Origin of the sequence: Massilia antarctica, assembly GCF_015689335.1 — a bacterium.
In the GTDB taxonomy this organism is placed as follows: Bacteria; Pseudomonadota; Gammaproteobacteria; order Burkholderiales; family Burkholderiaceae_D; genus Telluria_A; species Telluria_A antarctica.
Genome location: NZ_CP065053.1, coordinates 993,962 through 1,019,525, shown reverse-complemented (window position 1 = coordinate 1,019,525; position 25,564 = coordinate 993,962). Strand labels below are relative to the sequence as shown.

Here is a 25,564-nt window from a genome sequence, read left to right as displayed (position 1 = left end):
AGGAGTGAACCATGAACGAGTACCGCAACGCCGTCATCGCCTTCGCCGCAGCTTGTCCCGTTATCGCGCAAGCCCAGACTACCGAGGAACTCAAGGCCGAACTGGGCGCCCTCAAGGCGCATGTGCAAAAGCTCGAAGCGATGATCGAGAAGGCCGAACAGCCCAAGCCGGACAACGGCGCCGAACTGGCGCGCCTGCGCGTCAAGAGCGACGCCATCGACGATGCGATGGAGACCAGCGGCCTGAAAGGCTTGAAGATCTCCGGCTACATCGATCCGACCTATCTGCGCAACCGCAACGCGGGCACTTCCAGCTTCGTCTTCTTGAACAACAACAGCTCGGTCAACGGTTCCGGCGAGAGCTTCGGCTACGACAATACCTACTTCGGCAGTGCCATGCTCAATCTCGACAAGGAGCTTGAAGGCGGCACCAGATTGAGAATCTCGCTCATGCCCAGCAAGAGCACGGCATCCGGCTACAACTTCGGCAATCTGGTGCACGAGGCGTCGGCCTCGATTCCGCTCGGCGAGCAGTCGACCCGCCTGTTGCTCGGCCAAATTCCCGACTGGAGCGGCTATGAATACATCCCGTCGACCCAGAACAAGCTCCTCACCCACAACCTGCTGTTTGATTTTTCGGCGGCCAACTTCTACACCGGCGCCGGCCTGCAGCTCGTGCGCGGCAAATGGGACAGCAAAATCATGATCGGCAATATGAACAGCGCCCGCATCGACGCTGGGGGTGAAAGAACACCCGGCGTGTTCTATCGGATCGACTACGCCAAGGGCGAATTTTCCGGCTTCGGCCTGTCCGGCACCCATGCGGGCTTCGACGACGCTGGCGTGGGTCGGGTGGGCTTGATGGAGGTCGATGGCTTTTACACGCGTGGCGACTGGAATCTCCAGGGTCAGTTAAGCTATGGGCGCCAGCAGGCCACCGCCGCGAATCGCTACGACGGGGCAAGCCAGCGCTGGTACGGCCTGTCATCGCTGGTGTCGTACAAGATCATGCCGCGCCTCGAAGCCATCGCCCGCCTCGACTACATCTTCAACGGCAGCGGCGGGGGCGGCGTGTTCGGGGCGACCCTGGCGCCCGGCTGCAAGGACCTCGCCGGTCTGGCCGCGAACTGCCCCGACGGGCGCAACGGCTTCGGTTCCGGCATGGTCTTGCGCGGCGGGCAATGGCTTGTCATCGACCCCACCCGCGGCGCCAATCGCGGCACGCTCTCGGTGGGCACGCAGTACCTGCTTGTGCCGGGCGTGAGCGTGAAGGGCGAATACCGTTACGACTACGCCACGGCCAGGGTGTTCAGGACATTCGACGGACAGTACCGCCGCGACAATCATGTTATCGGCGTATCGACAGTAGTGAGCTTTTAGGGAGCACAGGATGGCAACGACGCAAGCGAACAAGCAATGGCACGAACGGGCGGCAGCCCTTGGCATCGACGGACGCGCAGTCATCGGCGGGGAGCGCGTCTGGGCCAGGTCGGAACAGCGCTTCGACAATCTCTCGCCGATCGACGGCCGCCAGCTGGGCCTTGTCGCGCGCTGCGACGGCCTGGATATCGACGCGGCCGTGGCGGCGGCGCGCGCGGCGTTCGAGGACCGGCGCTGGGCCGGCCAGGCGCCGGCGGCGAGGAAGCGCGTCATGATCAGGTTCGCGGACCTGATCCTGGCGCATGCCGACGAACTGGCCTTGCTGGAGACGCTCGACATGGGCAAACCGATCAGGTACAGCCAGAGCGTGGATGTGCCGGCGGCGGCCAACTGCATCCGCTGGTACGGCGAGGCGATCGACAAGGTCTACGACGAAATCGCGCCCACGGGCGACAACAGCCTGGCCCTGATCACGCGCGAGCCGGCCGGCGTGGTGGCGGCCATCGTGCCGTGGAACTACCCGATGATCATGGCCTCCTGGAAGATCGCCCCGGCACTCGCCGCCGGCAACAGCGTGATCCTCAAACCGTCCGAAAAGTCGCCCCTCACGGCCCTGCGCCTGGCCGACATCGCGCTCGAAGCCGGGCTGCCGGCGGGTGTGTTCAACGTCGTTCCCGGCTACGGCCATGAAGCCGGGGCGGCGCTGGCGCTGCACATGGATGTCGATTGCATCGGCTTTACCGGCTCCACCAAGGTCGGCAAGCAGATTTTGCAGATGGCCGGGCAATCTAACCTCAAGCGCGCCTGGACCGAATTGGGCGGCAAGTCGGCCAACATCGTCTGCGCCGACTGCCCGGACCTCGATGCGGCGGTGAGCGCGGCCATCGGTTCGATCTACTTCAACCAGGGCGAGAGCTGTAACGCGCCTTCGCGCCTGTTCGTCGAAGCCTCGATCAAGGATGCATTCCTTGAAAAAGCGCTGGCGCTGGTGCCCGATTTCGCGCCGGGCGACCCGCTCGACGAAGCCACCATCATGGGCGCCATCGTCGACGCGGCCCAGATGAAAACCGTGATGGGCTACATCGAGCAGGGCAAGCAGGCTGGCGCCAAACTGCTGGCCGGCGGCGACGCCGCGCGCACCGACAGCGGAGGCTTTTACGTGGCGCCGACCCTGTTCGACCAGGTGGACGGTACGATGAGCATCGCGCGCGAAGAGATTTTCGGGCCGGTGCTGTCGGTGCTCAGTTTCACCGACATCGACGATGCCGTGCGCCAGGCCAATTCGACCCAGTACGGCTTGCAGGCAGCCGTGTGGACGGCCGACTTGAGCAAAGCGATCAAGACTGCGCGTGCCCTGCGCGCGGGCACTGTGCATGTGAACCAGTACGATGGCGACGACATCACGGTGCCGTTCGGCGGCGTCAGGCAGTCGGGCAACGGTCGCGATAAATCGCTGCACGCCCTGGACAAGTACACGGAACTCAAGACCACATGGATTCAAATTGGATGACCGCATAGCGCCCCCGCGCCTGAAGTACCGTCTGGTCATTTTCGACTTCGACGGCACCCTGGCCGACTCGTTCCCTTTCTTCCAGAGCGTGTATAACGGCCTGGCGGACAAGCATGGCCTCAAGCGCATCGAGGGCGACCAGGTGGCGCTGATGCGCAGCATGGGCACGCGCGACATCATGCGCCACATCGGCATGCCTGCCTGGAAAATGCCGGTGGTCGCGAAAAGCTTCATCGGCTTGATGAGCGAGAACGCGGCCAGCATCGCCCTGTTCGGCGGCATCGCCGACGCCTTGCTGGCACTGGCCGATGCTGGCGTGGCGCTGGCGGTGGTGTCGTCCAACTCGGAGCAGAACGTGCACCGCGTGCTGGGGCCTGGGCTGAGTAGCCTGTTCAGCCACTTCGAGTGCGGCATGTCGGTGTTCGGCAAGGCTTCGCGCATTCGCAAAGTGGTCAGGCAAAGCCAGGTTGGCGCGGGCGAGGCGCTGTATGTGGGCGACCAGGGTACCGATGCCGAGGCCTCCGCTAAGGCCGGCGTGGCATTTGGCGCGGTGGCATGGGGGTATGCGCCGGCTGAGACATTGCGCGCGCATGGCCCGGTCGAAGAGTTTGAATCGGTATCGGCGATGCTGGCGATATGTTCAGCCGCGGGTGCGACGCTCAATACACCTGGGTAGGCCGCAGTCCGCGCGCCGCGAAGTGCGGATCGAGCCGGCGCGACAGGCGCCGCAGGTTCATGGTCGGCACTTGTGGATACAGGTGATGCTCAAGGTGATAGGTCAGGTTCAAGAATAGTGCCGGCACGATGGCGCCGCGCATGGTACGGGCCTGTTCGAGCGGCTTGCTGCCCGGTTTGTAGTGCGGCAGATACGCCGTCGCCAGCGGATAGAACCAGCCGCCGATCCAGGCCATGCCGACATAGACCAGCGGCCCGCTGCTCCAGCGTGTCAGCCACAGGGCCAGCAGCGCCAGCGCCAGCGAGGTGGCCAGTTCAGAAACCATCCAGCGCCGGTCGCGTGCCGGGCGGATCTTGCGGAATGATTCGCGCCACAGGCGGGGCAGGTACAGCGGGCCGCACAGCAGCGCGCCGAGCAGGCCGCCGCGCGCGGGTGCGCCTTCCAGATCGTCATCTTCCAGGCAGTGGGCATGGTGGTGCAGGTGCGTGTAGCGGAATGAATGCCCGCTTTGCAGCACCAGCACGCTGACGATGAACAGCGCCCAGTGCGTGGCGCGCGCATCGAGGCCTGCGGAGCCGTGCGCCACGTCGTGCAGATAAGCGACCGTGACCACGAAGTGCATCAGCATTACCAGCGGCAGCGCCAGATAAGCACCGTGCGCATGGAGCGCGGCGAAGGCAGCCAGCGTCAGCACGGGCAGGGCGGCGAGAGCGATGCGCTGCCACGCGGCGACCGTCAGCAGGTCGCCGTCGAGGGTGCCCAGTTGCGGCATGCCGGCATTGCGCCTTGTCAGTGACGGGAAAACGACGTGATGTGGTGCTGCGGCGAAGGCAAACATGATGGCGACTACCTGATCAGGTTAATGTAGGAGAACAGGAAAAAGAAGATGACGATCCAGACAGCCGCGCTGCCCGCATTCGTGCGCATGCCCCAGCGCCGTAACGCCTGGACGATGGAGGGATCGAGGTGCTGGGACAGCGTCATTGGCATGCGCAGGAGCGGCCAGAGGACGAGCACGGACGATGGAACGGCGACTATCCAGAGCACACCCACATAGGCGAGGTAGTTAGAAAAGGGGATGAGGCGCAGCACAGCGATCAGCGTCAGCACCAGCGCCAAAAGCAGCAGCGTCAATCCGACCCTGTACCCGCTCAACAGAAACCGGTTGCGCGGGCTCAGGTCTGCCGGCTGCCGGCCGAAGACATGCATCGCCACGCTGAAGCGGCGTGCCGGTACCTTGGGCGCGCCGAACAAGACCAGCGACATCGCCGCATGCGCCAGCAACATCGCCAGGTCGAGTGCCAGCCCGCGCATGAACGCCGTTCCGAGCGCCCACTGAGCCAGCGGCGAGACGATCAAGGCCCACGCCAGCACGCGGTTGACCTGCATCCAGACGATTTTGGGTGGCACCAGTGCGTCGATGCCGGGGAAATGCCGTGTTTTCATGATATTTCGATGCCTTTGCTGAGTCGTTCCGGCTAGCGCCGTCCTACTCATCAATACGCAAGCCGCATGCCACCCTCACTGCAATCCTAAGCTGCTGTTTTTAAACAGAAAAACTATGGCGCCCACGCACTGGCTGTCAACTTGCTATATAGTTAGCCCGTTGCAACTATCAAGCTGCCTTACACCCTGGCCCGCATGGACATCTACCGCGTTTACTATTTCTCCCTGGCGTTCCAGAGCTGCATCAGCCTGGGACTGGCGGCGTGGCTGTGGGCCAAGGCGCCGCACCAGAGCGGCATCAAGCCGCTGGCGCTGTTTTGCGTCGGCATCGGCTGCTGGGCACTGGGGCAGCTGGGCATGCACCTGGGCGGCGACAGCGTGGCGGCGCTGGGCAAACGGCTGGTCAACTGCGGCCCGATCAACGCGGTGTTCTTCCTGCACTTCGTGTTCCGCTTCCTGCAGCGCGAGCGCCCGCGCCAGCTGCTCGGCATTTACCTGATCGGCATCGTGACCCTCGTGCTGATCCAGGTGCTCGACATGGGCACCCTGGCGCCTTGGCTGGGCTTCCGGCGCTACTACTTTTTCCCGGTGTGGGGCTGGATACCCGGCATCGTCGTCAGCTCGATCAGCGTCTGGGCCTATCTGCTGCTGCTCGCCGCGTGGCCGGCAGCAGCGCCCAAACAGCGCGGCAAGATCATGGCGATCTGGTTTGCCGGCGTGTGGGGATCGGGGGCGTCGCTGATGTTCCTCAACGCCTCGCTCGGGATCGACATCTTCCCTTACAGCGTGATCCTGCTGCCCGGCTACGCGCTGCTGCTGGTGTTCGGCATCCTGCGCTACGACCTGATGGTGGTGAACCTGTGGGCCAACCGTCTGCTGGCCTGGCTGGTGCTCACCGCCATCACGGTGGCCCTGGCCAGCCTGCTGCTCAGCGTGGCCGCGCGCACCGGCTTCGCGCCGCTGGCCGCCATGCCGCTCTGGCAGCTCTGGTTGCTCGGCACCGCCATGCTGGGCGTGATGCTGGTGCTGGAAGGCCCGTCGCGCCGCGCCATCGAACGCCTGGTGTTCCCCGGTGCGCATCTGGAAGCGGGTGTGCTGGCCGACTGGCGCCTGCGGCTCGATACCGCCAGCAGTTGGCAGGAGCTGGAACGGATCGCCGCCTCCACCCTGGGCGCGCACCTGCGCCAGCCGATGCGGGTGGTGCTGGGCGACGCCAGGCCGACTGGCGATAGCGCGGGCAAGCCTGGTGTGCATTGCTATCTCGCCGCCGGCAAGGATGGCGAGGCGCCGCACTGGCGCAGTGAGCTGATGGAGTGGGAAGGCGCGACGCCCGGCGTGACCCGCGTGGGCGAGGTATTCGGCGCCCTGCTGGCCGCTGCTGCGGCGCGGCTGGACCAGCTGCTGCGCCATGCGGAGCACGAAAAGGAGCGCCTGCAACAGGCCCACCTGCTGGAACTGGGCGGACTGGCGGCGACCGTGGCGCACGAACTGCGCAACCCGCTCAACATCATCAGCATGGCGGCGGTGATGTCGCCGCCCGAAACGCGCGCCGAAATTCGCGCCCAGATCGAGCGTGCCGATCACCTGATTCAGGACTTGCTCAGTTACTCGGGCGAAGTGCGCCTGAACCCGCAGCGCGTGAACGTGGCCGAACTGGTGCAGCGGGTGGCCGCGGGCCATCCCTCGCAAGCCATCGAACTCGATGTCGACGCGGCCCTGTGCCTGCACATCGACCCGATGCGCGGCGAACAAATCCTCGGCAACCTGATCGGCAACGCCATGGCCATGCTGCGCGGCCGCGGCGACCCGCGCATCCTGGTCGACGCCCAGGCGCAGGACGACGGCCCGGTGCTGCTGCGCGTATGCGACAACGGCCCGGGCGTGCCCGCCGATCTGGCCGCCGACCTGTTCCAGCCCTTTACCACGCGCCGTCCGGGCGGCACCGGACTTGGCTTGGCGATCGTCAGGCGCCTGGTCGAGGCCCACGGCGGCACGGTCAGGCTGGGCGAACGGGCCGGCTGGAACTGCTGCTTCGAACTTCTTTTACCAGGCTCGCCATGACTACCGAACGCATTCTTCTCGTCGACGACGAACCCGCCTTCCAGCGCCTGTGCGGCAACTGGCTGGCCAGCCTTGGCTACGACGTCAAGGTCGCGGCGTCAAGCGAACAGGTACTGGCCTTGTGCGCCGAGCATACCTTCGACCTGGTGCTGCTCGACCTGGCGCTGCCGCCCTCGTTCCGCCCCGATGAAGGGCTGGCGCTGCTGCCGGGTCTCGCCTCGGCGCCGGTGGTGGTGATGACCGGCCACGCCGACCGCGAACTGGCCCTGCGCGCGATGGCCGCCGGCGCCTGGGACTTTTTACCCAAGCCGCTCGACCCGGACCTGCTGCGCGTGGTGGTCGAGCGCGCGCTCACCAAGCGCCGGCTGGAACGCGAGCTGGCCGAGTGGCGCGCGCGCGCCGCACCAAGCGACGCCACCATGGGCCTGATCGGCATCAGTAACGACCTGCGCGACCTGCGCGCGCTGATCCGGCGCATCGGCCCGACCGAGGTGCCGGTGATGATCACGGGGCCGAGCGGCACCGGCAAGGAGCTGGTCGCGCGCGCGCTGCACGCCAACGGCAAGCGCAGCGCCAAGCCGTTCGTGGCGGTGCACTGCGGTGCGATTCCGGCGGAGCTGTTCGAGAGCGAATTGTTCGGGCACTGCAAGGGCAGCTTCACGGGAGCGGACCGCGACCGCATCGGCTTGATCGCGGCGGCCAACGGCGGCACCTTGTTCCTCGACGAGATCGGCGACATGCCGCTGCCGATGCAGGTCAAGTTGCTGCGCTTTTTGCAGGCCGGGAGTTTTTTCGCGGTGGGCGCGCGCAGCGAAACCTTGGTCGATGTGCGCGTGGTGGCGGCCACCAACCGCGACCTGGCGGCGATGGTCGAGGAAAAATCGTTTCGCGACGATCTGTTTTATCGCTTGAAAGGCATCCAGGTCAGGACCACGGCGCTGGCCGAGCGGGCCGAGGATGTGGCGCTGATCGTGCAGGCGGTGGCGGCCAGGCTGGTGCCGCCCAAGCGGCTGGCGCCCGCTGCGCTGGAATGGGTGGTGTCGAGGGGTTGGCCGGGCAATGTGCGCGAGCTGCAGCATTCGGTATCGACGGCGGCGGCGCTGGCGGGGAGTGCCGATGTGATTACGGTGGATGACCTGGCGCTGGCCTGCGGCGAAACGGGCGTGCAGATGGCGGTGGAGGGGGATGGCTTGCTCGATGCGCAGGTGGCAGCGCTGGAAAAGCGCCTGATCGTCGCCGCGCTTGACGAGACGGCGCACAATCACACGCATGCGGCCAGGCAGTTGGGGATTTCGCGGGTGGGGCTGTTGAACAAGATGAAGCGGTATGGATTGCGCTAGCTACACGTCGTTCCCGCGCAGGCGGGAACCCAAGTGCGTTACTCAGTTATCGACTGCGCTGGCAACTTGGATTCCCGCCTGCGCGGGAATGACGGTCTCCTGGCTAGTGGGGCAATCCTGCGATCGCGTACGGCTTAGAAGCAGTGCTCCAGCGCCGGAAAACTGCCATCCTTGACTGCGTTCACATACGCGCTCACGGCGGCATCGATGCTGGTCTGCCCTTCCATGAAGTTCTTCACGAAGCGCGCTTTGCGCCCCGGGAAAACGCCCAGGATGTCGTGCATCACCAGCACCTGGCCCGAACAATCCGGCCCCGCGCCGATGCCGATGGTCGGCACCTTCAACGCCTCGGTCAACTCCTTGCCCAGGGCGCTGGGAATCGCCTCGAACAGCACGATCGCCGCACCGGCAGCTTCCAAGGCCAGCGAATCGGCCTTGAGCTGCGCCGCGCTTTCGATGGTTTTTCCCTGTACCTTGTAGCCACCCAGCTGGTGCACCGACTGCGGCGTGAGCCCCAGGTGCGCGCACACCGGCACCGCGCGCTCGGTCAGGAAGCGGATCGTCTCGGCCAGCCAGGCGCCGCCCTCGATCTTGACCATGTGCGCGCCAGCCTGCATCAGCTGCACCGCGTTGTTGAACGCCGCTTCCGGCGTGCCGTAGCTGCCGAAAGGCATATCGGCCAGCACCATCGCGCTCTTGTTGCCGCGCGCCACAGCGGCGGTGTGATACGCGATCTCGGCCACCGTGACCGGCAAGGTCGATTGATGCCCATTGCAGACCATGCCCAGCGAATCGCCGATCAGCAGCACTTCCACGCCGCAGCGGTCCATCAAGGTCGCAAAGCTGGCGTCGTAGCAGGTCAGCATCGTGATCTTGGCGCCCGAAGCACGCATCGCGTTCAGCGAAGGAATCGTTACCGCCTTCGTCACCACCGGTTTGACCGGCGCTGGCGTATCGCCGCCCGCCATATCCTTACCCTGCAGATAACCGCTCATAATAGTCCTTTGATATCAAAATGGTCGCAACGGCGCATAGTGTAATGCGAACCGCCGGAACGTGCCCGGTCAGCTGCGGAAGATGAAGTAGACCGCGCCCACCAGGCACAGCCCGGCCCAGACGTAGTCGAGCTTGAAGGGCTGGCCCATGTAGAACATCGCGAACGGCACGAACACCGTCAGGGTGATCGCTTCCTGCAAAATCTTGAGCTGCGCCAGGCTGTACTGCGTGTTCCCGATGCGGTTGGCCGGCACCTGCAGCAGGTACTCGAACAGCGCGATGCCCCAGCTGACCAGGGCGGCGTACCACCAGGCCTTGCTCGACATGTTCTTGAGGTGGCCGTACCAGGCAATCGTCATGAAGACGTTCGACAGGATCAGCAGTCCAGTGGTCTGGACGATGACGGGAATGTGCATGTCAGTTCAGTCGTTCGATAATCTGGCCGCCGACGGCGGAAAGGAATTGGCGCGCCGGCCCATGTCCCGGCACGCCGATGTCCGGTGCGATTTCCAGCAGCGGCACCAGCACGAACGCGCGTTCAAGCATGCGCGGATGCGGTACCTGCAGGCTGGCCGAGTCGATCCGTTCATCGTTGTACAGCAGGATGTCGAGGTCGAGCGTGCGCGGGGCGTTGCGGTAGGGCCGTTCGCGTCCGTGCGCCAGTTCGATTGCCTGCAGCGCCACCAGCAAGTCCGGCGCGCTCATCGTGGTGTCGATGCATGCGACGGCGTTGATGTAGTCGTCGCCCGAGGAGTCGATGGGCGCGCTGCGGTAGGCCGACGATTGCGCCAGCAGGCGGCTGCCGTCCAGCGTGGCCAGGCGCGCCAGGGCGTCGGCCACGTTGGCGCGCGCCTCACCCAGGTTGGCGCCGATGCCGACGTAGGCGATCATTCGTCGCCGCTGGTGCTGCCGGTGGTGCTGGTGGTGGTGTCGCCGCCTTCGCCACCGGCACGGTTGCGCGGCGCGCGGCGCGGCGGGCGCTTGCGCTTGGCGCCGCTTGGTGCGGCGCCGGCGGTGGTGAGCAGGGTTTCGCGTTCGACGGCGTCGCCTTCATAGAAAGCGGTCCACCATTCGCCGATCTCCATCTCGATCTCGCCCGACTCGCAGCGCAGCAGCAGGAAGTCGTAGCCGGCGCGGAAGCGCGGGTGTTCCAGCAGCTTGTACGGGGCCTTGCCGTTGCGCCGCTCGAAGCGCGGCTGCATCGACCAGATATCGCGCATGTCCGAGCCGATCTTGCGCTGCAGGGCCAGTTTTTCGGTCTGCGAATCGAGCACGTCGTCGGCCGCCAAGTGCAGCGCCGGAATCGGCGACTCGCCCGCCGCGCGGTAGGCGGTCCATTTTTCCACCACCTGGTGCCACAGCAGCGACGCAAACAGGAAGCCCGGCGAGACGCCCTTGCCAGCCTTGATGCGGTTGTCGGTCGATTCGAGCGCCAGGGTGACGAACTTCATGCCGATCGGCTGCTCCAGCACCACGTCGAGCAGCGGCAGCAGGCCGTGATGCAGGCCTTCCTTGCGCAGCTGCTGCAGGCAGGCCAGCGCGTGGCCGCTCATGAGCAGCTTGAGCATTTCGTCGAACACGCGCGCGGCCGGCACGTTGTTGATCAAGGGCGCCATGACGGGAATCGGTTCGCGCGTGTGCGGCTCGATGGTAAAACCGAGGCGCGCGGCGAAGCGCACCACGCGCAACAGGCGCACCGGGTCTTCGCGGTAGCGCGCTTCCGGCTGGCCGATGATACGCAGGGTCTTGTCGCGGATGTCGGCGATGCCGCCATGGTAGTCCAGCACCACTTGCGTGGCCGGGTCGTAGTACATGGCGTTGATGGTGAAGTCGCGCCGCATGGCGTCTTCGTGCTGGGGACCGAAATTATTGTCGCGCAGGACCCGTCCGTGTTCATCCTTGGGAGCGTTGGACTCGCCGGCGCCGCGGAAGGTGGTGACCTCCAGCAGGTCGGAGCCGAACATCACGTGCACGATCTGGAAGCGCTTGCCGATGATGAAGGCACGCCGGAACAGGCGCTTGACCTGTTCTGGCGTGGCGTCGGTGGCGATGTCGAAGTCCTTCGGCTTGACCGACAGCAGCAGGTCGCGCACGGCGCCGCCCACCACGAACGCCTTGAAGCCCGCCTCCTGCAATGTCTGGGTCACGCGGATCGCGTTCGACGACAGCAGCTTGGGATCGATTCCGTGTTCCGCCGGTCCCAGGACGATGGGTTCGGTCAGGTCGCGCACTGGCTGCTTCTCTTTGACGCCGAGCATTTTGCGGATGAATTTTTTAATCATTGAATAGATGGAGTAAAGGCCAGCCAAGGCGTGTGGCATGGGTCGCCAGCGCGGCGTTCGGGTTGGTCGCGACGGGGTGGGTGACGACGGACAGAAGCGGGATATCGTTGTGCGAATCGCTGTAGAAATGGCTGCGCCCGAAGCCGTCCAGCGGCGTGCCGAACTGCGCCAGCCAGGCGTGGGTGTGGGTGACCTTGCCGGCGCCCGATGTCGGCACGCCCACCAGCTTGCCGGTCAGGTTGCCGTTGGCGTCTTCTTCGGGGACCGCGGCGATCAGGTGCTCCACCCCCAGCGCCCTGGCGATCGGCGCGGTGACGTAGCGGTTGGTGGCGGTGATGATGGCCACCAGGTCGCCGGCATCGATGTGCTGGCGCAGCAGCTCACGCGCGCGCGGCAGGATGGCCGGCTCGATCACTTCGGCCATGAATTGCGCGTGCATGGCGTCGAGTTCCTTGCGCGGAAAGCGCGCCAGGGTGCCGAGCGCGAATTCGAGGTACTCGACCGGGTCGAGCGTGCCGGCCTGGTACTGGGCATAAAATTCATCGTTGCGGCGCTTGAATTCGACGGAATCGACGGCGCCGGTGCGGACTAAAAATTCGCCCCATTCGTGGTCCGAATCGATCGGCAGCAGGGTATGGTCCAGGTCAAACAGCGCCAGGTTCTTCATTCTTTGGTGTCCGCTTGCGGGTTGGCTTGTAATAGTAAATCGCGCAGCAACGGCAGGGTCACCGGCCGCTGGGTTTCGAGGGAATACTGATCGAGTGCGTCTAGCATCGTCGACAGGGAGCGCATGTCGCGCTTGAAATGGGACAGCAGATAGGGTAACACGCTGGCCGACAAGGTCAAACCGCGCGCTTCGGCGGCATGCGTGAGGGCGGCAATCTTCTGTTCGTCGGCCAGGCCGTGGATCTGGTAGATCAGTCCCCATCCCATGCGCGTGCGCAGGTCTTCGCGCACCGGCAGCACCACCGGCGGCACCGGCCCGGTGCTGACCATGTAGGCGCCGTGTTCGCGGATCTGGTTGAACAGGGCGAAAGCGTCGATCTGGGCTTGCGGCGAGAGCTTCTCGCAGTCGTCGAGCAGGTACAGGGTGGTCTCGGGCGCGTAGGTGAATTCGGACTCGGGGGCGTCGCAGGCGATGTAGCGCGAGCACGGCGTGGCGGCCAACGCTTGCAGCAGGTGGGTCTTGCCGGCGCCGGTTTCGCCCCACAGGTAGGCGAAATGTTCGCGCGAACGACGCTCCGCGAACTGGTGCATCAGATGCGCCAGTTCGGCATTTTGCCCTACCTCGAAGGTATCGAGGCTGTGCGCCTGCTCTGCGCCCAAATCGAGTACCAGCTGTTTCATGAGTTCATTCTTGCGCCGTCGTATTCATCACGCATTATAGAAGCTGCCACGCGGATCGTGGTGATGGTGATGGCGGCGGCGCTTGCCGGCCCTGTGCCGTGGCGGAGGAAAATAGCATCTTATTGTTGTAATGTGGGTTAAATCGGCTCAGGACGGGGCATTTTGATAAAATAGCGGATTGACCGGTTTTGGCCGCCCGCGGCTCGAATCGGTTCGCCGCCTTCTATTTTACCGCCTCCGCTGCCAAATACACCATGAGCCAACTTTCTAATGTTTCCCTCTCCTACCGCGACGCCGGTGTCGATATCGATGCCGGAGACGCCCTGGTCGAAGCGATCAAGCCGTTTGCCAAGAAAACCATGCGCGAAGGCGTCATGGGCGGCATCGGCGGTTTCGGCGCGCTGTTCGAGATCAGCAAGAAGTTCAAGGAGCCGGTGCTGGTGTCCGGCACCGACGGCGTGGGCACCAAGCTCAGGCTCGCGTTCGAACTGAACCGCCATGACACGGTCGGCATCGACCTGGTCGCCATGAGCGTCAACGATATCCTGGTGCAGGGCGCCGAGCCGCTGTTCTTCCTCGATTATTTCGCTTGCGGCAAGCTCGACGTGCCGACCGCGACCGCCGTCGTCAAGGGCATCGCCCAGGGCTGCGAGCAGGCCGGTTGCGCCCTGATCGGCGGCGAAACGGCGGAAATGCCGAGCATGTATCCGGCCGGCGAGTACGACCTGGCCGGTTTCGCGGTCGGCGCGGTGGAAAAATCGAAGATCATCGACGGCACCAAGATCACCCCGGGCGACGTGGTGCTGGGCCTGGCATCGTCCGGTGTGCACTCGAACGGTTACTCCCTGGTGCGCAAGATCATCGAGGTGGCCAAGCCGGACCTGAACGCGGACTTCCACGGCCGTCCGCTGGCCGACGTGCTGATGGAGCCGACCCGTATTTACGTCAAGCCGCTGCTGGCGCTGATGGAATCGATGGAAGTCAAAGGCATGGTGCATATCACCGGCGGCGGGCTGGTTGAAAACGTGCCGCGCGTGCTGCAGCCGGGGCTGACGGCGGTGCTCGACTCGAAGGCATGGACCATGCCGCCGCTGTTCCAGTGGCTGCAGCAGCACGGCGGCGTGGCCGACGCTGAAATGCACCGCGTGTTCAACTGCGGCATCGGCATGATCGTGATCGTGTCGAAAGAAAATGCGGATGCGGCGTTTGCCCAGTTGCAGGCAGCTGGCGAGAAGGTGTCGCGCATCGGCGTCATCCGCGCACGCGAGGGTGACGAGCACCAGACGATCGTCAGCTGAGCTGCTTGCGGTCAATCAAAAAACGGGCGGCACCTTCGGGTCCCGTCCGTTTTTTTTGATCTTTCTCATGTCGAATCGCCCATGCCCGATGCCACCATCGCAGGCTTGGAACTGAGGTGCGCCAAATGGCGGGCGTTCGCGGCGAATCCAATGCCGGTTGTCGCTTGACAACCGGATTGTTGGTGACGACAATCGGAGAGACAGATGGCGCGCACATCCCACCCAAAAAAGAGATTGAGCAAGCCCTGAAACACGCTGAAGCAAATGGCTGGCGCATTCAAGTCGGTGCCAGCCATGCTTGGGGACATATGTTTTGTCCCTACAACGATAAGAAATGTCGAGGCGGGGAATACTGCAGGTCGCCGGTGTGGAGCACGCCCAAGAGTAGCGGGAACCATGCCCGGTTTTTGAGGCGGGTGATCGATCATTGCGCCGCCCACCAAGCAGCGCCATGACGAAAGCACGCCGGAGGAGATGTAATGGATTTCATCTTTGAGTTCAGGTATCGATTGTCCGGCGATGACGACAATCAGGATGACATTGTCGGTCGCCTGGAAAAAGAGGATTGCACCGATGCACTGGTCGGTATCGGGCGGCCGGGACGTATTGCACTGGAATTTTGCCGCGAGGCTGGTAGTGCATTGGCCGCGATGACTAGCGCGCTTGCCGACGTCAAGCGCGCTATCCCCACGGCACGGCTCATCGGCGTGGGACCTGACCTCGTGGGGCTGACCGACATTGCCGGGTTTGCTGAAGTCAGTCGCCAAAACATGCATAAACTGGCGTACAACAACGCCGCCACGTTTCCCGTGCCGGTGCATGCTGGAAGTACGACCTTGTGGCACCTCGATGAGGTTCTTCGTTGGATGATGCCGCGCGGGACTTACCCGATCGAGCCGGGCACCTTGGAGGTGGCGTCGATCGCCAAGCAACTCAATTTCGCCATACAGGCTCGCCATATCGAGCCTGAGTTATTCCGTCAAGTGCAGGCATTGCTGGCCTGATTCCTGACGGGCGAGCGCACGGGCGGCGCCATTGCCGACAGCGTCCCCCTACAGCTTGCGCACAAAGCCGCACAGGACCGGGCTCACATCCGGATTGCCCAGGATGCCATTGTGGCTCGCGCCCCTGGCCACATGCCACTGCTTGTTTTCGCCGGGGATTGCGTCGTACACCTTGCGCGACATCGCCAGCGGGATCAGTTCGTCCTTCTCGCCCGACAGCACCAGGCTGGGACCATGCCAGGCGCCCACGACCGCTTGGTTGTCCACGCCGCGCAAGGTGTCGGCCACCTCCACCTTCAAAAACAGTGTCAGGTACCAGGGCACGTTGGCGTCGGTCCATTCCTGCACGGTGGTGGCGGTCGCTTCGAGCACCATGCCCCTGGCTACCGGCCGCTGGCTCGCCACGTAGGCCGCCATGAAGCTGCCCAGCGACTGGCCGTGCACGGCCACCTGGCCCGGATGGATGGCATTGACATGGTCGAACATGCGCAGCGCGTCGGCCTGCATGTTTGCCACGGTCGGCACGCCGCTGCTGCGGCCGTAGCCGCGGTAGTCGAACACGGCCACGTTGCTGCCGCAGGCGGCCAGCAGCGGCAGCACTTCCCGCGCATGCTGATCGATGTGGAAGGCGTTGCCGCCGAAGTAAAGCAAGGTGGTGGCCGCGTCCGGGCGGGTCAGGCGCAGGCCGCGCAGGGTGGCGCCGTCGGGCGTGAGCAGCGTCTCCTCGGTCACCGTGTAGGCGGGCAGCAGCGCGGCGGCATCGACGCGCGCCAGCACGGGCGCATCCTTGCCGTCGGGATGAATGAAACTTTTCTCTTCGATCTGCATGGTGCCGCAGCCGGCCAGGCCGGCTGCGAGTAATAAAGCCAGAAAACGCATGGGGTTTCTCGGTGAGGGAGGTGAACAGGGGCGCGCCGGTGGCGCGCACACGGCGCGACCGGGCATGATCGGCGATGTCGATCCAGGGCGGCAGCGGGCGGCCGCTTACTTTTGGTTTCCGGCGAGTTCCTTGCGGCGCGCCGCGATGGCTTGTTTGACGGTCATCTTGTAATCGATGTCCTGCGCCATCGTGTGCTGCGCCACGTAGGAAACGAGCAGCTCGGCCTCTTCCGGCGACAAGGCTTGTTTCACCGCCTTGCCCTTGACCGGGTCGCCACTGTCGGACAAGGTGACGTCGAGCGGCCCGTTGCAGGCGGCCAGCAGCAGGGGAAAACACACACAGGCCATGAGCAGGTTGTTCATTATCGTTCCAATCAACGAAAGTAACCATAACTTAACACAGCCCTTTCATAAATGCTTTTTTAAAAACGTTTAATTTTTACCAAGCAAGATGCGTGTTGTTTGTCCCTTACTGCCCGGCCTCGGCCTTGCGGCTGATGGCGATGCGCTTGTATGCCGGATCGGCCGCGATCTGCGTTTCGGTAAAGGGCAGGGTGGGCCAGGTTTTACGCGAATAGAGCTCGGTCTGGTCGGCATAGTGGGGCGACGCCGGGTCGACCGACTGGCCGTACGCCAGCACCGCTTGCGCCTGCGGGCCGTTGCGGTCGAACATCACGGTCTGGATGTAGCTGCTGCCCTCGACCACCTCGCGGCGCCCGTCGGCCTGCGGCAGGCTGGTAATGGCGTTATAGATGCCGTAGCGCTCGTCGCCACCGTGGATCGGAATGCGTTTGCCGCCGCGCTCGCTCTGCTGCACCTGGCCCCAGGTGGCATCGGGCGCCCAGCCGTTCGCTTGGGTCGTCAGCACCGCGTTGGCCAGGGCCGTGCGCAGGGCGTTCATGCCGGCCGCGTCGTCCACGCGCAGGCCGCGCGGCGTGTTGACCGGATCGGCCGGGTTGAAGGGCACGGCCCGCGCCAGGTCGGTGTAAGCGATCCGGTCCCACAGGTTGGCGAAATAGCCGAAGCCGATATTGGCGTCGAGGTTGGCGCTGCGGTCCCAGGCGCGCAAGCTGGCGCAGGGCTGCGCCAGGTCGACCATGGTGCCACTTGCGGCCATCGCCTGGGGTGCGCCGGCGCAGGCGCGCAGCACGTCGTCCATGTTCTGGGTGGCGAAGTAGACGCGGTTACTGAACAGGAGTCCCTGCAGCTGGGGGATCGACATGCGCCGACCCGCCAGTCCGTCCGTGCCTGCCAGGCGCGCCTGCAACTGGGAGATGCCAACGCGGGTGCGGCCGCTTTGTTCTTGCGTATCGAGGCTGACGATCGAGGGGAAGCCGGTCAGCGGCGCGGCCGGATTGGTGAGCCAGGCGCTGTCGTTCGAGTTTTGCACGTAATCGTCGCGCTCCAGGCGCGGCAGGCTGGCGCCGGCGAAGATGCCGCTCTGGGGCGCGGCCGGATCGTTGGCGGGATTGCAGGCGCTGGTCGAGGCGTCCAGCACCAGCACGCCACCGGCGGCCAAGCTCTTGAACTCTTCCGGCACGCAGGCTTTTTCCTTGGCCAGCGGCACGTTCGGCACCACCGTCACGTCCATCAGCAAGGTTTTGCCATCCTTGTCCACCGCCACCGTGTTCACCCAAGGCAAGCCGACGATGCGGTCGATGCCTTCGCGCAGTTCGCCCAGGCTGCGCGCGCTGTTCATGGCGCGCCATTGCTCCAGCATGCGGTGATTGCCCATGTTGGCGTCCAGCATGGTGTAGGCGACCTTGCGGTTCCACTCCAAGGTGCCCGGCATCTGCATCACCACGCCCAGCGGAGTCTGGTAAAAATCGTGGCTGCGCGTGACCAGGCTGCCGTCGGCCTGGCGCACCTCGACATCGATGTGCTTGCGCGTCATGCTGCGCGTCTCGCCATCGACCAGGTAGCGGGTCGGATCGCGCGGGTCGAGCTGCAACTGATGCAGGGTGAAGTGGCTGGAAGTATTGTTGGTGTGGGTCCAGGCCACGTCCTTGTTGAAGCCGATGCTGACCATCGGCATGCCGCCGAGCGAGGCGCCCATGACGTCGAGTTTGCCGGGGATGGTCAGGTGCAGCTGGTAGAAGCGCAAGTCGCCCTTCCACGCATTGTGCGGATTGGCCAGCAGCATGCCTTGCCCGTTCTCGGTGGCGTCCTTGCCCAGGGCAACGCCATTGCTGCCGATGCGGCCGTGCTGCTGTTTCCAGTATTGCGGGTCGACCACGCTGGGGCCGGCGCGGCGCGACACTGGCGCCGCGGCCGCGGCCATGCCCGGCGGGGCGGCGGCAAGCAGCGAGTCGATGAAATGGCTGCCCGCGCCTTCGGCGGCATACAGGCGTATGATTTTCATCATGTCGCCGTTGCTCATGGCGCGCACCCAGGGTGCGTTCTTGCACGCTTCCGGCAAGCCGGCCTTGCCGCGTTCGTCGAGATATTGGTTGTAGCCGGCGACGTAGCCTTCGACCAGTGCGCGCATGGGCGCCGGCGTTTGCTGCCAGGCGGTGGCCACCGCGTCCGGTTCGTTGATCAGGCGAAAGAAGTAGTCCGAGGCCAGGTTGGGGGCGGAATACTCGGCCACGCCGCGTGCCTCGGCGCCAAAATACTTCGCGCGTTCGCCATTGGCCGTGAGGATGCGCTCGGCCATCAGGCAGATATTGTCTTGCGCGTAGGCGTAGCCGATGCCGTAACCGAGGCCGCCGTCGTCATCGGCCTTGATGTGCGCAATGCCATAGGCGGTACGGCGGATCTCGGCGGCGTACTTGGGCGCGGCCGGGTCGGACGAATGATGGTCGTTGCTGCAAGCCGATAGCGCGAGCAGCAGGGCGGCGCTGCTGGCGCGCAGCAGCGGAGCGGGTGAAACAGGCAGGCGTGGTGTCATGGCGGTCCGGTGTCGTGAAAGTTGACGGGACCGCAGTGTTGCGATTTAACGTTGCTAAAACAATCAAAATGTCAGAAGGGCAAGCAGATGCGCCCGGGCGGCGCATCTGACGGTACCTGGCCGCCCCGGAGCGGCTTATTTCTTGTTGAGGATTTTTTCCACCGGCGCCGGACGCAGGCGGAAAGCGTCCGGCATGCCCGACCCCAGCAGCGGGCGCAGGTACAGGCGGAAAGCGTCGGTGACATCGGTACCGCTCTCGCTGATGAAGACGTCTTCCATCACGCGCGTCTTGCCGGCCACCTCGTCCAGGGGCACCAGCTCATAGTCGACCGAGTAGTAGCCGGTACGCTTGATCGATACCGAACCGTCGCGCTCGCCCCACATGGCGAACTGCACGGCTTTTTCGCCCACTTCGCGCGCCTCGCGCTGGTCCACGTCCGACACGCAGCCGATGAAGGAGCGCTGCAGGTAGCCGAAGGTGTCGCCGCGCACGCGCTTGATGCCGAGCTTGGACTTGATTTCATCGCACAGCAGGTCGGCCAGCGCGCCGGTGCCGGAGAGCTGGACATTGCCGTGCGCATCGCGCTCGACTTCGCTCGACAGCAGGCTGGCGATGGCCGCGCCGGAAGCGTCATGGATGCCTTCGGAGACGGCGATCACGCAGCGCCCGTAGCGCTCGTAGGTGGCCTTGACGTCGGCGAGAAATTTTTCGATGACAAAGGTGCGCTCGGGCAGGTAAATCAGGTGCGGGCCATCGTCCGGGAATTTTTTGCCGAGCGCGGCGGCGGCGGTCAGGAAGCCGGCGTGGCGTCCCATCACCACGCCCACATACACGCCGGGCAGGGCCGCGTTGTCGAGGTTGGCGCCGGCAAAGGCTTGGGCGACAAACCGCGCGGCCGAGGGAAAGCCGGGGGTGTGGTCGTTGCCGACCAAATCGTTATCGATGGTTTTGGGAATATGGATGCAGCGCAGCGGATAGCCGGCTTTTTGCGCTTCGAGGCTGACGATGCGCACCGTGTCGGAGGAATCGTTGCCGCCGATGTAGAAGAAATGCTCGATCTCGTGGGCGCGCAGCACCTCGAAAATCTTGTGGCAGTAAGCCAGGTCGGGCTTGTCGCGGGTCGAGCCGAGCGCCGACGAGGGGGTCATGCCGACCAGTTCCAGGTTGTGGCTGGTTTCCTGGGTCAGGTCGACAAAGTCTTCGTCGACAATCCCGCGCACCCCGTGCATGGCGCCGTAGACGCGGGTGACGTTGCGAAAGCGGCGCGCTTCGAGCACCACGCCGACCAGCGACTGGTTGATCACGGCGGTGGGTCCGCCTCCCTGTGCGACCAGAATTTTTCCTGACGACATGTGCATCTCCTTGATGTGTGGAACAAGCAGCTTGCAGGCAGTCTACCGCCATGGCGGCAGACTGCCGGTTTCCTTACGCCAGACGACGGCTTATGGCTTGCCGTTCGGCGTGGCGACGGCCTTGCGCGACACCGTCGTGGTCGAGAACGCGGGATCGGCCTTGATCTGCGCTTCCGTGTACGGCTGGGTGATCCATTCCTTCTTCGAGAAACGTTCGGTCTGGTCGGCGTAATGCGGCGAGGCCGGGTCGGTCGATTGCGAGTAAGACAGCATGGCTTGCACTTGCGGGCCATTTTTGTCGAACGAGACGGTCTGGATGTAGCTGGTGCCGTAGATCACTTCCAGCTTGCCGTCGGTCCCGGCAACGGTGCCCATCGCGTTGTACACACCATCGCTGCCCTTGCCGCCGTGAATCGGGATCTGGCGGGTGCCGCGCGTGGACACTTGCACGTCGCCCCAGCGAGAGTCGGGCGACACGCCCAGGCGCGCCACGTCCTGCGCCGACGAAGCCAGCGCCTGGCGTACCGTGTTGGCGATGGCCGCGTTATCGATATTCAGGCCGCGCGGGGTGTTGACCGGATCGGCCGGGTTGAACGGCACTGCCCACACGCCCGGCACGTGCATGATGCGCTCCCACAGGCCGGTGAAGTACAGGTAGCCCGTGTTGCTGTCGAGGTTGACCGTGCGGTCCCACTGGTTCAGGCGCGCACAGGCGTTGGCGCTGTCGGCGGCCTGGGAGTCCTTGTCGGCGCGGCACAGGGCCAGCACGTCGTCCATGATCTGATCGGCGTAATAGACGCGGTTGCTCAGGGCCAGGCCCTGCAGTTGCGCGACCGTCATGCGGCGGCCAGCCAGTCCATCGGTGCCGGCCAGGCGTTTTTCCAGCTGGGTGATGCCGATGCGGGTACGTCCGAACTGCTCGACATTGTCGACGCTGACGATGTCCGGAAAGCCCGTCACCGGCGCGCGCGGGTTGGACAGCCAGGCGCTGTCGTTGGAGTTTTGCACATAGTCGCCGCGGGTCAGGCGCGGCAGGCTCGTACCGGCGAAGATGCCGGGCTGGGGCGCATTGACATCGCTAGCCGGGGCGCAGGCGCTGGTCGCGCCGCTGAGCACGAACAAGCCGCGCGCGGCCAGCGGTTTGAATGGCGCGGGCACGCAGGCGCTCTGCTTGGCGGCGCTCACGTTCGGCACCACCGTGACATCCATGAACAGGGCGCTGCCTTCCTTGTCGACGGCCAGGGTGTTCACCCACGGCAGGCCGACGGTGCGGTCGATCGAGGCCTTGAACTCGTCCAGGCTGCGCGCGCTGCCCATGCCGTACCATTGTTCCAGCATGCGGTTATTGCCGAGGTTGGCATCGTTGATGGCGTAGGCCATGCCGCCGGTCCAGTCGAGCTGGCCGGGAATGACGACCATCGGGCCGAAGCGGCTGCTGTAGAAGGTGCGCGCCAGCGGGCGCACCACGCCATCCGAGCCCTTGACGTCGATGCTGATGGTCTTGCGTTCCATGCTTTGCGCTTGGCCGTCGAACAGGTACTTGGTCGGATCGGACGGGTCCAGCGGCATCGCGTGCACGGTGAAGTGGGCCGAGTTGTTGACCGTGTGGCTCCAGGCCAGGTTCTGGTTGAAGCCGATATTGATCATCGGCATGCCACCTAGGGCGGCGCCCATCGCATCGAGCTTGCCGGGGATGGTCAGGTGCAGCTGGTAAAAGCGCAGCGCGCCGCGCCACGGGAAGTGCGGGGTGCCGAGCAGCATGCCCTGGCCATTGTCGGTCGCGTCCCTGCCCAGCGCCACGGCATTGCTGCCGGTGCGTTCGCGCATCGCGGCCCAGTAGTCGGGGTCCATCGGGTGCATGCCGGCCTTGGGCGGGACGGCCGGCACCAGCGGATTCTGGCCCGGCGGCGTGGCGCCCACGATGGCGGGAATGAACTGGCCGGAACTGGCTTCCACGGCATAGCGGCGCAGCAGCTTGACCATGTCGGTCTCGGTGATCTTGTGCACCCACGCGCCATTCTTGCAGGCGGCCGGCAGGTTGTTCATGCCGGTCTTGTCGAGGTAATCGTTGTAACCGGCGACGTAGCCTTCGATCATCGCCTTCATCGGCGCCGAATGGGCTTCCCAGGCGGCCTTGACGGCGTCGGCATCGTTGATGATGCGGTAAAAGAAATCGGTCTGCACGTTCGGCAGATCCGAGGTCTGGCGCGTCGCGTTCGGGCCGAAGTACTTGGAGCGCTCGCCGCTGACGGTGGTGAATTCGTCGGCCATCAGGCAGACATTGTCTTGCGCGTAGGCGGTGGCCACGCCGTAAGCCAGGCTGCCTTCATCGTTGGCCTTGATGTGCGGCACGCCGAACGAGGTACGGCTGATCTCGGCCTGGTATTTCATCGCCGGGTCGTTCGGCTTCTTGGGATCGTCTTTTTTGTCTTCGTTGTTGCAACCGGCAGTCATGGCCAGGGCAACAGCGCCAGCCAGCACCAGCAGACGCGGTGCGTGGGAATTCTTGAATGGGATGGTCATGTAGGTCTCGTGTTAGATACATTGATGGCGCAGCAGTGCGATATTTTATATCGAAATTTCATCAAAATTGTAGAAATAATAACTTTGCGCCCCTGCTGCAGGCGTGGTAGAAATGGGCGTCCGGTAGGAGGCCGGCGGGCGCCGGCCCCCGCCTTACCGTGCCTCGTTCTCCAGAGAAGCGAGCTCTGCATTGCTAAGCGCGGAACAGGCTTTCTGGTACGACCATGCCAGCAAATCGGCCAGGAAATCGGCCGGAAAAGTGCGCACGTCGACGATCGTCACCCAATGAAACCGGCCCATGTAGCGGGCCGGCTTCACGCCGGGCATGCCGGTCAGTCCGAGGAACTGGTCGGGCGCGACGCGGATGCTGAAACGCCCCATTTCCGGTTCACTGGTCTTGAAGTAGGCAAATTTTTTTCCGCCCACCGCATACACCAGGATATTGCTTGGACTCGGATGCAGGGATTCAGTTGCATGCGCAAATTCCCGGCAGCGTTGTTGTAACTGTTGCGTGTTCATGACAGTGGAACCGTTTCAAGGAGTGCCGATTTGGCGTGCAAGAAATTTTTCGACCCGTCCCCAGAAGTCGATGCGGTTTTTTGGCAACGACCAGCCGTGACCTTCTTCCTGGTACACCACCCATTCGACGTTCTGGTTGTGTTCCTTGAGCGCTTCGAGGAATTTCTTGCCGTGGTACAGGGGCACGCGCCGGTCGGCGCCGCCATAGGCCAGCAGCAGCGGCTGGGTGATGCGCGCCGCCTGCAGCAGGGGCGAGGTGGCGCGCAGCTGGGCCGCATCCTTTTCCGGGTCGCCGATCAGGGTCGGCGCGCCGTACTTGAGGTAGGCGCTGCTCATGTCGGAGGTGAAGCTCCAGTGGCCCGTGTAGAGCAGCTTGATGTCGGTCACGCCGACCCAGTCGATGCCGCATTTGTACAGGTCCGGATCGTTCACCAGGCCCATCAGGGTGGCGTAGCCGCCGTAGCTGGCGCCGGCGATGCAGATGCGCTTGGGGTCGGCGATGCCCTGGGCAATCGCCCACTTGGTGGCATCGGCGATATCGTCCTGCATCTTCAAGCCCCACTGCTTCCAGCCGGCCCGATAGTGCCTGGTGCCGAAACCGGTACTGCCGCGGAACTCGGGTTCGAGCACGGCGTAGCCGCGCGAGGCCAGGAACTGGCTGTCGGCCGACCAGCGCCACTCGTTGCCGCGCACGTAGGGGCCGCCGTGCACCAGCACCACCATCGGCAGGTTCTTGCGCTTGCCATTGGGTACGGTCAGCCAGGCCGGCACCGTCAAGCCGTCGCGCGCCGTGGTGCGCACCAGTTCCTGTTCGGCCATCTGGGCCGGGACGATGCGTTCCTGGGTGCTGCCGATGCTGGTGAACTTGCCGGTATCGAGGTTGTACAGGGCGTAGTGCTCGGGTTGCTTGTCGGAATACGATTGCACCAGCACCCACGGGCTGTCGGGGCGCGCGGGCGGATTGATCATGTTCGCGGTGGCGGGCAGGGCGAGGTCGATGGTCGCTTGCAGCGCTTTCATCTTCTCGTCGAACCAGACCGTGGCGCGGGCGTCGCTCAGGTAGCGCACGCCGAGCAGCTTGTCGCGCGAGGTGATCAGCCTGCCGCTGAAGTCGTAATCGGCCAGGGCCACCAGCGGTTTTTCGGTGACTTTGTTGGCGGCTAGGTCGAAGGTGTGCAGTGCCATCTTGTCCTTGCCGGCGTCGCTGAGCACGTACAGGGTGCCGTCCGGACCGAAGGCCAGCGGGGTGAAGGCGTCCTTGCCGCCCAGGAAAGCGTCGAAGGACGCGATCTGGCGCCATTCCTTGCTGGCAGGATCGAGATACCAGATGGTTTCGATATTTTTTTCCAGCGCGATACACAGACGCGGATCGCCCTTGTGGTCGAGCAGCCAGCCTTGGGCCGGCCCGGGCCGCTTGATCGTTTCGGCGCGCCCGGTCACCGTGTTCAGGCGTACCAGGTTGACGTACTTGATCTCGCCGCCTTCATCGAGGCCGTCGCGTTTCGGATTGATCACGTAGACATCGTCGGACGCTTGCGCGCCTTTTTGCTCGACCAGATAGTGGTCGGCCGGCAAGGTGGTGCGGGCCACGCCGTGCTCTTGCACGAAGCTGCCGCTCACCTGGACCAGTTGCTTGAAACTGCTGCCGTCGCGGTTGACCGCGAACAGGCCGGGGGCGTAGATGGCGTCGCCCGGACCGACGCTCTTGTCGGTGGTGTCCAGGACCAGGCGCTCGTCGTTGACCCATTGGAAGGTGTCGACATCCCGATCGGAGAACTGGGCCGCGACCTTGATTGTGTTGGTGGCCAGTTCGATCACGATCAGGCGGTCGCGCTTGTTGTCGTTGGAATAGCGCACGGCCAGGAACTTGCCGCTGGGCGAAAGGTTGGCATCGCTGAAGGCCGGGTTGTTGAAAAAATCGGCGATCGGCGGCGGCGCCGGCGGCGCGGCCTCGGCACCGAAGGCGGGCATGGCCAGGGCACAGGCGAGCAGGGCGGCAATGCGCAGGGTGGACGAACAACGGGTCGGCATGGGGCGGCTCGATAGGATGGAAGCAAAGCG

Annotated in this window: 22 protein-coding genes; 7 read left to right on the top strand and 15 right to left on the bottom strand. The window is 64.5% G+C overall.

Features of this window, described 5'->3' with window-relative positions:
* Nucleotides 1-11 precede the first annotated feature (11 nt).
* From IV454_RS04615 to IV454_RS04605, 3 genes are read left to right on the top strand one after another with little or no spacing between them, the layout of a single operon-like run.
* Nucleotides 12-1,379 carry a DUF3138 family protein gene (locus IV454_RS04615; RefSeq protein WP_206090513.1) on the top strand — a complete coding sequence of 456 codons (1,368 nt, stop codon included), beginning with the start codon at nt 12-14 and terminating at the stop codon, nt 1,377-1,379.
* 10 nt (nt 1,380-1,389) lie between these two features.
* A complete protein-coding gene (locus tag IV454_RS04610) occupies nt 1,390-2,889 on the top strand; it encodes an aldehyde dehydrogenase (protein ID WP_206090512.1) in 1,500 nt (499 codons plus the stop codon).
* Nucleotides 2,882-3,565 carry an HAD hydrolase-like protein gene (locus IV454_RS04605; protein ID WP_206092943.1) on the top strand — a complete coding sequence of 228 codons (684 nt, stop codon included), beginning with the start codon at nt 2,882-2,884 and terminating at the stop codon, nt 3,563-3,565. The genes IV454_RS04610 and IV454_RS04605 overlap by 8 nt, the downstream gene beginning before the upstream one ends.
* On the opposite strand, the gene IV454_RS04600 is transcribed toward IV454_RS04605, so the two are convergent.
* A complete protein-coding gene (locus IV454_RS04600; RefSeq protein ID WP_206090511.1) occupies nt 3,549-4,337 on the bottom strand; it encodes a fatty acid desaturase in 789 nt (262 codons plus the stop codon). The two genes, IV454_RS04605 and IV454_RS04600, sit on opposite strands and share 17 nt — an antisense overlap.
* A gap of 74 nt (nt 4,338-4,411) precedes the next feature.
* The gene (locus IV454_RS04595) at nt 4,412-5,011 is read right to left on the bottom strand and encodes a hypothetical protein (RefSeq protein WP_206090510.1); all 600 of its coding nucleotides are present in this window, start codon (nt 5,009-5,011) and stop codon (nt 4,412-4,414) included.
* Between the two features lie 195 nt (nt 5,012-5,206).
* Here IV454_RS04595 and IV454_RS04590 point away from each other — a divergent pair, with 195 nt between their 5' ends.
* Both IV454_RS04590 and IV454_RS04585 read left to right on the top strand, forming a co-directional pair.
* Nucleotides 5,207-7,072 carry a sensor histidine kinase gene (locus IV454_RS04590; RefSeq protein WP_206090509.1) on the top strand — a complete coding sequence of 622 codons (1,866 nt, stop codon included), beginning with the start codon at nt 5,207-5,209 and terminating at the stop codon, nt 7,070-7,072.
* On the top strand, nt 7,069-8,412 hold the full coding sequence (locus IV454_RS04585; protein WP_206090508.1) for a sigma-54-dependent transcriptional regulator: 1,344 nt from the start codon (nt 7,069-7,071) through the stop codon (nt 8,410-8,412). Before IV454_RS04590 ends, IV454_RS04585 begins: the two co-directional genes overlap by 4 nt.
* A gap of 134 nt (nt 8,413-8,546) precedes the next feature.
* Here IV454_RS04585 and panB read toward each other — a convergent pair whose 3' ends face one another.
* The 6 genes from panB to hda all read right to left on the bottom strand — a co-directional run bounded on the left by panB (nt 8,547) and on the right by hda (nt 13,037).
* Nucleotides 8,547-9,407 carry a 3-methyl-2-oxobutanoate hydroxymethyltransferase gene (panB, locus tag IV454_RS04580; RefSeq protein ID WP_082692267.1) on the bottom strand — a complete coding sequence of 287 codons (861 nt, stop codon included), beginning with the start codon at nt 9,405-9,407 and terminating at the stop codon, nt 8,547-8,549.
* 69 nt (nt 9,408-9,476) lie between these two features.
* A complete protein-coding gene (locus IV454_RS04575) occupies nt 9,477-9,824 on the bottom strand; it encodes a DMT family protein (RefSeq protein ID WP_206090507.1) in 348 nt (115 codons plus the stop codon).
* 1 nt (nt 9,825) lies between these two features.
* Nucleotides 9,826-10,299: a 2-amino-4-hydroxy-6-hydroxymethyldihydropteridine diphosphokinase gene (gene folK, locus IV454_RS04570; protein WP_206090506.1), complete on the bottom strand. Its 474-nt coding sequence runs from the start codon at nt 10,297-10,299 to the stop codon at nt 9,826-9,828.
* Nucleotides 10,296-11,690 (bottom strand): polynucleotide adenylyltransferase PcnB, encoded by a 1,395-nt coding sequence (gene pcnB, locus IV454_RS04565; RefSeq protein ID WP_206090505.1) that lies wholly within the window; start codon nt 11,688-11,690, stop codon nt 10,296-10,298. The genes folK and pcnB overlap by 4 nt, the downstream gene beginning before the upstream one ends.
* A complete protein-coding gene (locus IV454_RS04560; protein WP_206090504.1) occupies nt 11,683-12,357 on the bottom strand; it encodes a histidinol-phosphatase in 675 nt (224 codons plus the stop codon). Before IV454_RS04560 ends, pcnB begins: the two co-directional genes overlap by 8 nt.
* Nucleotides 12,354-13,037, bottom strand: coding sequence for a DnaA regulatory inactivator Hda (hda, locus tag IV454_RS04555; protein ID WP_054264847.1), 684 nt, complete (start codon nt 13,035-13,037; stop codon nt 12,354-12,356). The genes IV454_RS04560 and hda overlap by 4 nt, the downstream gene beginning before the upstream one ends.
* A 254-nt stretch (nt 13,038-13,291) precedes the next feature.
* On the opposite strand from hda, the gene purM reads away from it, so the two are divergent.
* Both purM and IV454_RS04545 read left to right on the top strand, forming a co-directional pair.
* Complete coding sequence (purM, locus tag IV454_RS04550) at nt 13,292-14,335, top strand: phosphoribosylformylglycinamidine cyclo-ligase (RefSeq protein ID WP_206090503.1); 1,044 nt, start codon at nt 13,292-13,294, stop codon at nt 14,333-14,335.
* 479 nt (nt 14,336-14,814) lie between these two features.
* Entirely contained in the window at nt 14,815-15,339 is a 525-nt protein-coding gene (locus IV454_RS04545; RefSeq protein ID WP_206090502.1) for a DNA-binding protein, read from the top strand.
* 48 nt (nt 15,340-15,387) lie between these two features.
* On the opposite strand, the gene IV454_RS04540 is transcribed toward IV454_RS04545, so the two are convergent.
* From IV454_RS04540 to IV454_RS04510, 7 genes are all read right to left on the bottom strand, one after another.
* A complete protein-coding gene (locus IV454_RS04540; RefSeq protein ID WP_206090501.1) occupies nt 15,388-16,218 on the bottom strand; it encodes an alpha/beta hydrolase in 831 nt (276 codons plus the stop codon).
* A gap of 105 nt (nt 16,219-16,323) precedes the next feature.
* Complete coding sequence (locus IV454_RS04535) at nt 16,324-16,581, bottom strand: hypothetical protein (protein WP_206090500.1); 258 nt, start codon at nt 16,579-16,581, stop codon at nt 16,324-16,326.
* A gap of 106 nt (nt 16,582-16,687) precedes the next feature.
* A complete protein-coding gene (locus IV454_RS04530) occupies nt 16,688-19,108 on the bottom strand; it encodes an acylase (RefSeq protein ID WP_206090499.1) in 2,421 nt (806 codons plus the stop codon).
* A gap of 135 nt (nt 19,109-19,243) precedes the next feature.
* A complete protein-coding gene (locus IV454_RS04525; RefSeq protein ID WP_206090498.1) occupies nt 19,244-20,461 on the bottom strand; it encodes a 6-phosphofructokinase in 1,218 nt (405 codons plus the stop codon).
* Nucleotides 20,462-20,551: 90 nt separating this feature from the next.
* Complete coding sequence (locus tag IV454_RS04520; RefSeq protein WP_206090497.1) at nt 20,552-22,984, bottom strand: acylase; 2,433 nt, start codon at nt 22,982-22,984, stop codon at nt 20,552-20,554.
* Nucleotides 22,985-23,137: 153 nt separating this feature from the next.
* Nucleotides 23,138-23,503, bottom strand: a complete 366-nt coding sequence (locus tag IV454_RS04515; protein ID WP_206090496.1) for an MmcQ/YjbR family DNA-binding protein — start codon at nt 23,501-23,503, stop codon at nt 23,138-23,140.
* A 15-nt stretch (nt 23,504-23,518) separates the two neighbouring features.
* Nucleotides 23,519-25,534, bottom strand: coding sequence for a S9 family peptidase (locus IV454_RS04510; RefSeq protein WP_206090495.1), 2,016 nt, complete (start codon nt 25,532-25,534; stop codon nt 23,519-23,521).
* Nucleotides 25,535-25,564: the final 30 nt, after the last annotated feature.